This window comes from Sphingobium quisquiliarum P25, assembly GCF_000445065.1.
In the GTDB taxonomy this organism is placed as follows: domain Bacteria; phylum Pseudomonadota; class Alphaproteobacteria; order Sphingomonadales; family Sphingomonadaceae; genus Sphingobium; species Sphingobium quisquiliarum.
Map to the genome: position 1 here is coordinate 67,662 of NZ_ATHO01000101.1, position 12,103 is coordinate 79,764.

A 12,103-nucleotide genomic window follows, 5' to 3' on the forward strand; every position below is an offset into this window, starting at 1 on the left:
ATTTTCATGTCCGATCACAATCCCGGCCTGCGTCCCTGGCGCGACATAGCGCGGCGGCAGAGCCGTCAGATCATGGTCGGCGATGTGCCCGTGGGGGGCGGCGCGCCGGTCACGGTGCAGACCATGACCAATACGCCGACATCGGACGCGCGCGCGACGATCGACCAGATCCGGCGCTGCGAAGAGGTGGGCGTCGATATCATTCGCGTATCCTGCCCGGACGAGGAATCGACGGCGGCGCTGAAACAGATCGTCCGCGCCGCGCGCGTGCCCATCGTCGCCGACATTCATTTCCACTATAAGCGCGCGCTTGAGGCGGCTGACGCTGGCGCGGCCTGCCTGCGCATCAATCCCGGCAACATCGGGTCGGAAGCCCGCGTCAAGGAAGTGGTGGACGCGGCCAAGGCCAATGGCTGCGCCATCCGCATCGGCGTCAATGCGGGCAGCCTGGAGCGCGACCTGCTCGAAAAATATGGCGAGCCTTGTCCCGAAGCGCTGGTGGAAAGCGCGCTCGACCATATCAAGCTGCTACAGGACCAGGATTTCCACGAATATAAGGTCGCGGTGAAGGCGAGCGACGTCTTCCTCGCGGTCGCGGCCTATATGCAGCTTGCCGACGCGGTCGATTGCCCGCTCCATCTTGGCATTACCGAAGCGGGCGGGCTGATCGGCGGCACGGTCAAAAGCGCGATCGGCATCGGCAATCTGCTCTGGGCCGGCGTGGGCGACACGATCCGCGTCTCCCTGTCCGCCGAGCCGGAAGAGGAAGTGCGGGTCGGCTATGAAATCCTGAAATCGCTGGGCATCCGCACGCGCGGGGTCAAGGTCATCTCCTGCCCCAGTTGCGCCCGTCAGGGCTTCGACGTCATCCGCACGGTGCAGGCGCTGGAGGAACGGCTCCAGCATATCCACACACCCTTGTCGCTCTCCGTCCTTGGCTGCGTCGTCAACGGTCCGGGCGAGGCGCGGGAAACCGACATCGGCCTCACCGGCGGCGGCGCGGGCAAGCATATGGTCTATCTCTCCGGCCTGACCGATCACACGGTTCAGGACGAAGGCATGATCGACCATATCGTGCGCCTGGTGGAAGCCAAGGCGGCGGAGATCGAGGCGGCCCGGCTGGAAGCCGAGACAACAGACGCGGGCCGGGCGCAGGCGGCGGAATAGCGGGTCAGGGGCCCGTCAACGTGCCGGACTCCCGCGCTTTCGCGATTCCCTTTGCCGTCTGCTGCGCGGCCGTCGCTCTGTTCGCGATCATGGACGCGACGATGAAGGGGTTGAGCCTCTCGATCGGCCTGTTCAACGCGCTGGTCTGGCGGGCGCTCGCCGGAACGCTGCTGGGCGTCGCGCTCATGCTGCTGATGCGTCAGCGCTGGCCGTCGCGGGACGTGCTGCGGCTGCATCTGCTGCGCGGGACGGTGGTGGCGGTGATGGCCAGCCTGTTCTTCTGGGGCATCATGCGCATGCCCCTGGCCGAAGCGATCGCCCTGTCCTTCATCGCGCCGCTGGTCGCTCTCTATCTCGCCGCGCTGCTGCTCAAGGAACGGATCAGCCAGCGCGCCGTGCTCGCATCGCTGCTGGGGCTCGCCGGAGTCGCTGTCATCCTGTCCGCGCGCCTGGGCGGCTCCTATGACGGCGGCGCGCTTGCGGGGGCGATCGCCGTCCTGCTTTCAGCGCTGCTGTTCGCCTGGAACCTCATCCTTCAACGGCAGCAGGCGCAACTCGCTTCGCCGGTCGAGGTCGCCTTCTTCCAGCATCTGGTGATGTTCGCCCTGTTCGCCCTCGCCGCGCTCGCAAGCTGGCTGACGCCCGCCCCCTTCGCCCTTGCCGGTCTTGCCGAAAGCCTGCGGATACCGGACGCGCGGAGCTGGATGCTGGTCCTGCTCGCCACGGTTCTGGCCTTCACCTCGCTGGCGTCCTTCGCCTGGGCCTATGCCCGTGCGGAGGCGCAGTCCCTCATCCCGGTCGAATATAGCGCCTTCCTGTGGGCGGCGCTGCTGGGCTGGCTGATCTTCGGCGAGCGGCTGACTCTCTCCACCATTGCAGGGGCGGCGCTGATCGTCGCCGGGTGCCTGATCGCGGCGGGCGCTGGTCCGGTGAGACGCCGCGCGGGACGAGACGTTCGGGCGGACTCTTGACGCGGACTCCCCGCTCGGCGCATTGTGCCGAAACGGAACATTTGGGGGACATCCAAGCCATGGCGGTCAGCCGCGGAGCCAAGCGCACGCCGGAATGGCGCGAAATGCTGAAGCGCAGCCTTATTCGAAGCGGCGCGCTGATCAGCGCGATCACGCTCATGCTGGCGACATTGTTCCTGGCGCTGGCGCTGCTCAGCTTCCGCCTCAGCGACCCGTCGATGATGACCGTGGCCGACAATCACGTCCAGAACATCATGGGCCTGCCGGGCGCATGGGTGTCCGCCTTCCTGCTGACCTTGCTGGGCGTGCCCGTCATCCTCCTCCTGCCGCTGCTGGCGATCACCGCGCGCCGCCTGTGGGGGGATCAGGACATGGCGGGCTGGAAGGGGCAGTTCGGCAAATGCTTCCTCGGCATCGTCCTGGTCGGCATCGGCCTTGCCATGTTCCAGCCTGATTCGCTGATCGACCTGCCGTCCGGCTGGGGCGGCCTGGTGGGGCTGGCGACGGCCAACGGCGTGCGCAGCCTCACCGCGCAGGCCCCGGCGGCGCAGGGATGGATCACCGGCGTCCTCGTCGCCCTGATGCTGATCAGCGGCTTTTTCATCTGGTATCGCAGTCTGGCGCTGGAAAAGCCGATCATCGCCCTGCGGCGGCCCAGCCTGCCACGGCTGACCCTGCCCAAGCCAAGCTTCGCGCTCGCAGGCGCCGCCCCCGGCGCGCAAGCCGAAGATGCGGAGGAGGCGGAGGATCGCGTCATCGCCCCGCGCCGCGCCGTCAGCAACGAACCCAAGCCCCCGATCAATATCCAGACGCCCAGGCCCGCACCCGCGCAACGGCAGATGGCGCCCGTGTCGCAGGACGATCTGTTCGGCAACAGCTCGCTGCCTTCCCCGGACCTGCTGAATCCCGTTCCCGCCAGCCAGGGGCAAAAGATCGACAAGGCGGCGCTGGAGCGCAATGCGCGGCTGCTCGAAAGCGTGCTCGACGATTTCCATGTGAAGGGAAACATTGTCGAGGTTCGCCCCGGCCCGGTCGTCACCATGTACGAACTGGAACCCGCGCCCGGCATCAAGGCCAGCCGCGTCATCGCGCTCGCCGACGATATCGCCCGCAACATGTCGGCGCTGTCCGCTCGCGTCGCGACCATTCCGGGGCGCACCGTGATCGGCATCGAATTGCCCAACGCCAATCGGGAAGGCGTATCCTTCCGCGAACTGATCACCAGCGAGCAATTCGGTCAGGAAGCGACGCTGCCCATCATCCTTGGCAAGAATATTTCGGGCGAGCCGATCATCGCCGATCTCGCGCCCATGCCGCACTTGCTGATCGCGGGCACCACCGGGTCGGGCAAGTCGGTCGGCCTCAACGCCATGATCCTGTCGCTGCTCTACCGCATGACGCCGGATCAGCTGCGCCTGATCATGATCGATCCCAAGATGCTGGAACTGTCGACCTATGACGATATTCCGCATCTCCTCTCGCCCGTGGTCACCGAACCCAGCAAGGCGATCCGCGCCCTCAAATGGGCGGTGGAGCAGATGGAGGACCGCTATCGCATGATGGCGTCGATCTCCGTTCGCAACCTCGCCAACTATAATGAAAAGGTGCGCGCCGCGAAGGCGAAGGGCAAGCCGCTGGGCCGCCGCGTGCAGACCGGCTACGATCCCGAAACCGGCAAGCCGATCTATGAGGAGGAGCAGCTCGATTTCCAGCCGCTGCCGCAGATCGTCGTGGTCGTGGACGAGCTGGCCGACCTGATGATGACGGCGGGCAAGGAAGTGGAATTCCTGATCCAGCGGCTCGCGCAGAAGGCGCGCGCTGCGGGCATCCACCTGATCCTCGCGACGCAGCGTCCCTCCGTCGATGTCATCACCGGCGTCATCAAGGCGAACCTTCCCACCCGGATCAGCTTTTTCGTCACCAGCAAGATCGACAGCCGCACCATCCTGGGCGAGCAGGGCGCGGAGCAGCTGCTGGGCAAGGGCGACATGCTCTACATGCATGGCGGCAAGGGGCTGATGCGCGTGCACGGCCCCTTCGTCTCGGACGATGAGGTGCGCGTGGTGGCCGATCACTGGCGCGCGCAGGGCCAGCCCGACTATATCGCCGCCGTCACCGAAGAACCCGAAGAAGGCAGCTTCGCCCTCGACGGCGTCGACCTGGGCGATGACAGCCCCGATGCCCAGTTGTTCCGCAAGGCGTGCCAGCTCGTGTTCGAGAATCAGAAGGCGTCGACCAGCTGGCTGCAACGGCAGTTGCGCGTCGGCTATAACAGCGCCGCCCGGCTCATCGAGCGCATGGAGGAAGAGGGGCTTGTCGGCCCGCCCAACCATGTCGGCCGCCGCGAAGTGTTGCGCGATGAGAATGGCAACCCGCTTTAAGGGCAAATGAACGCCATCGTCCATTTGGTTGCAAAAAGCGCAACCGTGGTTGATCCCTTCGCATTTGCGGCAGGGACCGGATTCGGGGAAAAGGGACCTGCCTTTCAGGCATCCTCTCCTAAAAACTTCAAAGGCTGGTCTTTGGACCGGCCTTTTTTTTGCCCGGCGCTCATGTCTGCCCGCAGCAATCGCAAGTCGGGAAGACGGCGGCATCACCGTTGCTCTTGCGCCCAACCTGTCTCAAAGGGAACGAGCCAGTTCAGAGCGGGTTCAAACCGGACCCGTTACCAACCATCATCCTGAACATAGCGGAGAAGATTGCATGAAGCGCATGATTGCGCCCCTTATCCTGGGCCTGGCCGCTGCTCCTGTCCTGATGCCTGCGGCCACCGCCTTCGCGCAGCAGCAACAATCGGACCTCAGCCGGGTCAGCGCCTATATTCGCGGCGTCACCACGATGACCGCGAATTTCACCCAGACCGACCGCAACGGCCAGACGCTGACCGGCAAGCTGACGATCAAGCAGCCGGGCAAGATCCGGTTCCAATATCAAAAGGGGGTTCCCCTCCTGATCGTGGGCGACGGCAAGGCGCTGACCATGATCGATTATGAGGTGCGGCAGGTGCAGCGCTGGCCCATCGGCAATTCGCCGCTCGGCGCGCTGATCGATCCAAGCAAGGATCTGTCGAAATTCGGCAAGGTGATCCAGACGGGCGATCCGTCAGTGATCAGCGTCCAGGCCCGTGATCCGCGCCGTCCCGAATTCGGCACGATCACGATGATCTTCAAACGCGATCCGTCCGGTCCGGCCGGACTGCAACTCTACGGATGGGTGGCGCTGGATTCGCAGAACAACCGCACATCGGTGCGGTTATCCAACCAAGCCTATGGCGTGCCCGTGGCTGATTCGACCTTCCGCTGGACCGATCCCCGGCCAAAGGGGCGCGCCGCTGGCGGGTGAATTGCTCCGGGCGCGCGGTGGATGGAAAATCTGACCCGACCGTTCATCTGCCGCTCATATGAGGAGCCCTAAGAAGAAACCCACGGCGCGAGACGAAGACCGGGATTTCCCCCCTGTTACCCGGAACCCCGCTCTCGCCGCGAAGCGCTTCAAGGGCGCGATCGAGACCCCCGTTCCACGCCCCCGGAGCGGGGGTCTTACTTTGTGGCCGCGCGACGTTCAGCCCATGCGGGCCTGCGAAGCGCGATTGGCTGTGCTTCGGTGCTCACGTGCTGCAAGCACGCTGCGCGCCGGTGCTCGAAAACTTCCATTTTCGCCTCGCCCTGAGCAGCAGGACAGCATAGCCATGCCCTGCGAATGGCGCGGACTTGCGCGCCCGGTCGCAGGCTCCTAGTGGATTTCGCATGCCGCAGACACTCAGCATCGCGTCCTGGAACATCAACAGCGTCCGTGCCCGGCTCGACATTGTGGAGCGTTTCCTGACCGAGGAAGCGCCCGACATATTGTGCTTGCAGGAAACGAAGGTGGTGAACGAGACATTCCCCACCGAAATGTTCAAGCGTCTGGGTTACGTGCATCAGGTGCTGAATGGCCAGCGCATGCACCATGGCGTCGCGATCATGAGCAAGGTGCCGGTGTGGGAGGATGACCGGCTCGACTGGCAGGCCAATGGCGAAGCGCGCCATGTCGGTGTGCGGCTCGACAATGGCGTCAGGATCGAAAATGTCTATGTGCCCGCTGGCGGGGACGTGCCGGATCGCACGATCAACCCCAAATTCGGGCAGAAGCTCGACTTTCTGGAGCGGATGATCCAATGGTCGTCCCAGCTTGAGGACAAGCCGACCATACTGACCGGCGATTTCAACATCGCGCCGATGGAATGCGACGTGTGGAGCCACAAGCAGCTTCTGAACGTCGTCAGCCATACGCCAATAGAATGCGAGATTCTGGCCAGATTGCAGCAATCCAATGATTGGGTGGACATTGGCCGCAAATTCTTTCCCGCGCCCGGACGGCTCTACACCTGGTGGAGCTATCGCGCGCGCGACTGGGCGGAATCGGACCGGGGGCGGCGGCTGGACCATATGTGGATGACGCAGGATGTGGCGGACAAGGCGGTCGGCCACCGCGTCGTCGAACCCGCGCGCGGCTGGGTCAAGCCGTCCGACCATGTCCCCATCATCACGGAATTCGCTTTCTGATGAGCGGACGCGCAGCAGCCCGCGCCATCGACGCGCTGCGGCGGGGCTGGGCCGTCATCGTCCGCGCCAGCGATGGCGCGATCCGCCTGATGGCGGTCGAAGGGGCGGATGCGATTACCCTGTCCGCCTTTGACCCTGCGGGAGAGGCCGATATATTGGTGGCGGCCGCGCGTGGCGAGACGCTGAAACTCGCCAACCAGCTTGCCGCCGCCGATCCTGACATGCCGGTGCTGATCGCCCGTGCGCCCTGGATCGACGCGGATGTGGCGATGGCGATCGCCGATCCGGTGCTGGACCTTGCATCTCCGCTGAAAGGGCCGTTCGCCGCCAAGCCGCTGGCCGCGCCGCTGGCGGCCAAGGCAGCGCTGCGGCTCGCGCGGCTGGCGGGAATCCTGCCTGCCTTCTTCGTGACGGCTGCTGGCGGCAGCGACGCAGAAGTCTCCGCCGGGGATGTGGACGCCTATGACGATGCGGCCCATCTGGCGATAGCGACCAGGGCGCGGCTTCCCGTGTCGGCCAGCGAGACGGCAGAGATCGTCGCCTTCCGCAGCCCCGACGAACCGCGCGAGCATGTGGCGTTGATCATCGGCAAGCGGGATGCCTCGCTTCCGGTCGTGCGGCTGCACAGCGAATGCCTGACCGGAGACGTGCTTGGCAGCCTGAAATGCGACTGCGGACCGCAACTGCATCAGGCGCTGCACCAGATCGCCGATTCCCGCTGGGGCGTGCTGCTGTACCTGCGGCAGGAAGGGCGGGGCATCGGCCTCATCAACAAGCTGCGCGCCTATGCCTTGCAGGATCAGGGCTTTGATACGGTCGATGCCAATGTCCGTTTGGGCTTCGCCATCGATGCGCGCGACTTTTCGGTGGCGGCGCGGATGCTGGATCTGCTGGGTGTCGGCGAAGTGCGGCTGCTCACCAACAATCCGAACAAGGTGGCAGGGCTGGAAGCCGCTGGCATCAAGGTGGCCGAGCGCCTGCCCATCATCCTTCCCGCCAACCCCCATAATGAACATTATCTCGCCACCAAGCGGGACCGCACCGGGCATCAGCTATGACCGTGATCCGCGTCGATGGCGCGGCCGGGCGGCTGCGTTGCGGCGCGATCGGCATGCCCTGCACGATCGGGCGGAGCGGCGTCTGCCCTGCGGATGACAAGCGGGAGGGGGATGGCTGCACGCCGTTGGGGCAATGGCCGGTGCGTGGCGTGCTGTTGCGGCAGGGCAAGGTTTCGCCGGGCGGCCTCCGCCTCCCATGGCGCTGGATCAGGGAAGGGGATGGCTGGTCGGACGATCCCGCCGACCCGGCCTATAACCGCCCCGTTCATCTGCCGCGCCGCTTTTCCGCCGAGACGCTGCTGCGCGACGATGACGCCTATGACGTGATCGTCGTGCTGGGCCATAATGACGCGCCGCCGGTGCCGGGCCGGGGGAGCGCGATCTTCTTCCACCTGTCGGAAGGACGTCCAACGGCCGGGTGCGTGGCCGTGGAGCGGGCGGATATGCTCAGGCTGCTGCCGATGCTCATGCCGGGCGACGTGATGGAAATCATGTAGGCCTGGCGCGGCGTCCTTTCCATTCTCATGAGCGAAGTAGAAGGCTGTGAAGGCATATGAGGCACTTTGCCGCACTCTTTCAAAGCTTCGACTTCACTCAGTAGAAAAGGTCCGCGCCGGGGGCGCTCAGGCCCGCTCCAGCGTCTCGCCGATCACCCCGCCCGCCGCGTCCAGCAGCCTGCGCTCCAATGTCTGGAGCCGTCCCTTGCTCTCGATCTTGCCGCCCAGAAGGTCGGTCACATAGAATGTGTCCACCGCGCGTTCGCCATAGGTGGCGACATGGGCGCTGTGCACCGTGACCTTGGACTGGAACAGGGCGTTGGCAAGGCTGAACAGCAGCGCGGGCCGGTCGCGCGCATTCACCTCGATCACGGTGAAGCGGTTCGACGCCTTGTTGTCGATCAGCACATTGGGTTCGATGCGGAAGGCTTCGGCGCGGGTGCGGGGCAGGGGGCGCGCTTCCAGCTTGGTGATCATGCGATGGCGGTTCGACAGCGAATCCTCGATCGCGGTGCGGATCCGTTTCAACTGGTCGGGACTGTGGAAAGCGCCGCCGAGCGGGTCCTGCACCAGGAAATTGTCGATCGCCACGCCATCGCGGGTCGTATGGATGCGCGCGTCGATGATGTTGCCGCCCGCCAGATGGATGGCGCCGGCGATGCGGTAGAAGAGGCCGGGATGGTCGGCCGCGTAAACCGTGACCAGCGTCGCCCCGCGCTGGGGATAATATTGCGCCGCGATCGACAGCTGCGACCCGGACGACGCCAGGATATGCTGGGCATTGTGGATCAATATGTCTTCGGGCTCTGCGATCCAGTAAGATTCGGGCAGGCGCTTGACCAGATCGGCGAAATCCGGGGTGGACAGGTCGAGCGCCAGCCGCAGCGCTTCCTGCTTGGCGATGACCCGCTCCTCCCGGCCTCTTTGCTTATGGCCAAGGCGCAGCACCTCTTCGGCCGCTTCATAAAGGTCGGCCAGCAACTGCCGCTTCCAGCTGTTCCACACCCCCGGCCCGACCGCGCGGATGTCGACCACCGTCAGGCACAGCAGCAGGCGCAGGCGCTCAGGGCTTTGCACCACCTCCACGAAGTCTAGGATGGTCTTGTAATCGGCCAGGTCGCGCTTGAAGGCGGTGGCCGACATCAGCAGGTGATAGCGGACCAGCCAGGCGACCGTTTCGGTTTCGGCGGCGGTCAGGCCCAGCCGCGGGCAGAGCTGTTCGGCGACCTCCGCCCCCAATATGCTGTGATCGCCTCCGCGCCCCTTGGCGATGTCGTGCAGCAGCACCGCCACATAGAGCACGCGGCGGGAAATGAGCTTGCCCATAAGCTCGGTCGCCACCGGATGATCCTGCGCCAGTTCGCCCTTTTCGATCCGGGCGGTCAGGCCAACGGCGCGGATGGTATGCTCGTCCACCGTATAATGGTGGTACATGTCGAACTGCATCTGGGCGACGACGCGGCGGAAATCGGGAATGAAGCGGCCGAAGACGGTGGACTCGTTCATCCAGCGCAGCACCGTTTCAGGATCGCGCGGCGATGTCAGCACATCCATGAAGGCGGCATTGGCGCGCGGATCGCGGCGGACCTTCGCCGTGATCAGGCCAGCGTCCCGGCTGGCCGCGCGCATGGCGCTGGGGTGGATGGCCAGTCCATGGCGGTCCGCCAGCGCGAAGATTTCCAGCAGCCGAACGGGATCAGCCTGAAAGAAATCGTCGCTGGGCAGGGCAAGCCGCCCGCGATCGAGCACGAACCCGTCCAGCTTCTTGGGCCGCCGGAAGAGGGACGGGATATAGCGGCGGCCCTTCGCCCCCAACTGGTCATCCAGATGGGCCAGGAACACGGCGGTCAGGTCGCCCACCGTCTTCGCATTGAGGAAATAATAGCGCATGAAGCGCTCCACCCCCGAACGGCCCTGCCGCCCGGTGAAGTGCATGCGCGTCGCCGTTTCCAGTTGCAGGTCGAAGGTCAGCCGGTCCTCGGCGCGGCCGGTGATCATGTGCAGGTGGCAACGCACCGCCCACAGGAAATCTTCCGCCTTCTGGAACTGCCGCAACTCGCTTTCGGTCAGCAGGCCCACATCGACCAGCTGGTCCACGGACGGCACGCGATTCACATATTTGCCGATCCAGAACAGCGTGTGCAGGTCGCGCAGCCCGCCCTTGCCTTCCTTCACATTGGGTTCGACCACATAGCGGCTGTCCCCCATCCGCCGGTGGCGCTCGTCGCGCTCCTCCAGCTTTTCGGTGACGAAGGCGCGCGCCGTGCCCTGCATGATTTCGGTATCGAAGCGCCTGGTCGCTTCTTCATAAAGGGCGCGGTCGCCCCAGATGTAGCGCGCCTCCAGCAATGCGGTGCGGACGGTCAGGTCGGATTTCGCCATGCGGATGGTTTCGTCGAGCGACCGGCTGGAATGACCGACCTTCAGGCCCAGGTCCCACAGCGAATAGAGCATCGATTCGATGACCTGCTCGGTCCAGCCGGTGGGTTTCCAGGGGGTGAGGAAGGCGATGTCCACGTCGCTGTGCGGCGCCATTTCGCCACGTCCATATCCGCCGACCGCCAGCAGCGCCAGCCGCTCCCCGGTGCTGCGGTTGCCTGCGGGATAGAGGTGATGGGTGGTGGCGTCGTACAAAAGGCGCAATATCTGGTCGATCAGGAAGGCGAAGGCGGTAACCGCCTCCCGCCCCTTGGTCGGCCGCGCCTCAAGGCGGCGGGCGACTTCCTGCCGCCCGGCGTCGAGAGCGTCCTTCAGTTCCGCGACGATCAGGCCGCGCAGCATCATCCCATCGCCCCGATGCGCCTGCGCCAGGGCGTTGATGCGGTCGGAAATCGCGCGGCGGTCGATGATCGCCCGGCGTGATCCCAATGTGGGAAACTGCATGACCATGGGGCTTATCTAGTCCTCGCCGGATGCGGCGGCCAGTTGTTTCAACCGATATAATTGATCGAGCGCGTCACGCGGGGACAAGGCGTCGATATCCATCGCTTCCAGCGCGGCGCGCAGCGGATCGCTTTTCTCTTCCTCCAGCGCGGCGGCGGCGGCGAACAGCGGCAGGTCGTCCAGCCCCGCCGCGATGCCGCCGGTCTTCGCCTTGCCCGCCTCCAGCCGCGCCAGCACGTCCTTGGCGCGCTTGAGCACGGGCGCCGGAAGCCCCGCCAGCCGCGCTACGGCAAGGCCATAGCTGCGATCCGCCGGGCCTTCCGCCACTTCATGCAGCAGGACGAGATCGCCCTTCCATTCGCGCGCGCGGACATGATGGAGCGACAAGGCTCCCAGCGTTTCGGCAAGCCGCGTCAGCTCATGATAATGGGTGGCGAACAGGCAGCGGCACCGGTTGATCTCATGCACCGCCTCCACCACCGCCCAGGCCAGCGCCAGACCGTCATAGGTGGATGTGCCGCGCCCCACTTCGTCCAGGATCACGAAACTGCGCTCCGTCGCCTGGGCGAGGATGGCGGCCGTCTCCACCATCTCCACCATGAAGGTCGAACGGCCGCGCGCCAGATTGTCCGACGCGCCCACGCGGCTGAACAGCCGGTCGACCAGCGTCATGGTCGCCGACTGGGCCGGAACATAGGATCCCGCCTGCGCCAGGATGATGATCAGCGCATTCTGCCGCAGGAATGTGGACTTGCCGCCCATATTGGGGCCGGTGACAAGCCAGAGCCGGTCAGCCGCGCCAAGGCGGCAATCATTGGCGATAAAGGGCTGGCCATCCCGGCGCAGCGAATCCTCCACCACCGGATGGCGGCCGCCGATGATTTCCAGGCAGGGGCCTTCGCCCTCGGCCGGAAGGAAGTGGGGCCGCGCCCAGCCACCCTCCGCCGCGCGTTCGGCCAGCGCGGCGGCGACGTCCAGCCGGG

The 12,103-nt window shown here is 65.4% G+C and carries 9 protein-coding genes; 7 read left to right on the forward strand and 2 right to left on the reverse strand.

Translation table 11 applies throughout. The annotated features are described in order from the left end of the window. Positions 1 to 6 precede the first annotated feature (6 nt). The 7 genes from ispG to L288_RS33425 all read left to right on the forward strand — a co-directional run bounded on the left by ispG (position 7) and on the right by L288_RS33425 (position 8,237). A complete protein-coding gene (gene ispG / locus L288_RS33395) occupies positions 7 to 1,167 on the forward strand; it encodes a flavodoxin-dependent (E)-4-hydroxy-3-methylbut-2-enyl-diphosphate synthase (protein WP_021238585.1) in 1,161 nt (386 codons plus the stop codon). An 89-nt stretch (positions 1,168 to 1,256) separates the two neighbouring features. After that, on the forward strand, positions 1,257 to 2,138 hold the full coding sequence (locus L288_RS33400) for a DMT family transporter (protein WP_408020603.1): 882 nt from the start codon (positions 1,257 to 1,259) through the stop codon (positions 2,136 to 2,138). A 59-nt stretch (positions 2,139 to 2,197) separates the two neighbouring features. Continuing rightward, positions 2,198 to 4,519 (forward strand): FtsK/SpoIIIE family DNA translocase, encoded by a 2,322-nt coding sequence (locus L288_RS33405; RefSeq protein ID WP_021238587.1) that lies wholly within the window; start codon positions 2,198 to 2,200, stop codon positions 4,517 to 4,519. Positions 4,520 to 4,841: 322 nt separating this feature from the next. Then, positions 4,842 to 5,480, forward strand: coding sequence for a LolA family protein (locus tag L288_RS33410; RefSeq protein WP_021238588.1), 639 nt, complete (start codon positions 4,842 to 4,844; stop codon positions 5,478 to 5,480). Between the two features lie 404 nt (positions 5,481 to 5,884). Then, entirely contained in the window at positions 5,885 to 6,682 is a 798-nt protein-coding gene (gene xth / locus L288_RS33415; protein WP_021238589.1) for an exodeoxyribonuclease III, read from the forward strand. Beyond that, the gene (ribA, locus tag L288_RS33420; protein ID WP_021238590.1) at positions 6,682 to 7,740 is read left to right on the forward strand and encodes a GTP cyclohydrolase II; all 1,059 of its coding nucleotides are present in this window, start codon (positions 6,682 to 6,684) and stop codon (positions 7,738 to 7,740) included. Before xth ends, ribA begins: the two co-directional genes overlap by 1 nt. Next, entirely contained in the window at positions 7,737 to 8,237 is a 501-nt protein-coding gene (locus L288_RS33425) for a L,D-transpeptidase family protein (protein WP_021238591.1), read from the forward strand. The genes ribA and L288_RS33425 overlap by 4 nt, the downstream gene beginning before the upstream one ends. Before the next feature lie 126 nt (positions 8,238 to 8,363). Here L288_RS33425 and L288_RS33430 read toward each other — a convergent pair whose 3' ends face one another. Together L288_RS33430 and L288_RS33435 are read right to left on the reverse strand one after the other, a co-directional pair. After that, positions 8,364 to 11,126: a [protein-PII] uridylyltransferase gene (locus L288_RS33430; RefSeq protein WP_021238592.1), complete on the reverse strand. Its 2,763-nt coding sequence runs from the start codon at positions 11,124 to 11,126 to the stop codon at positions 8,364 to 8,366. Between the two features lie 9 nt (positions 11,127 to 11,135). Beyond that, the coding region (locus L288_RS33435; protein ID WP_021238593.1) for a MutS-related protein at positions 11,136 to 12,103 on the reverse strand (968 nt) is incomplete at its 5' end.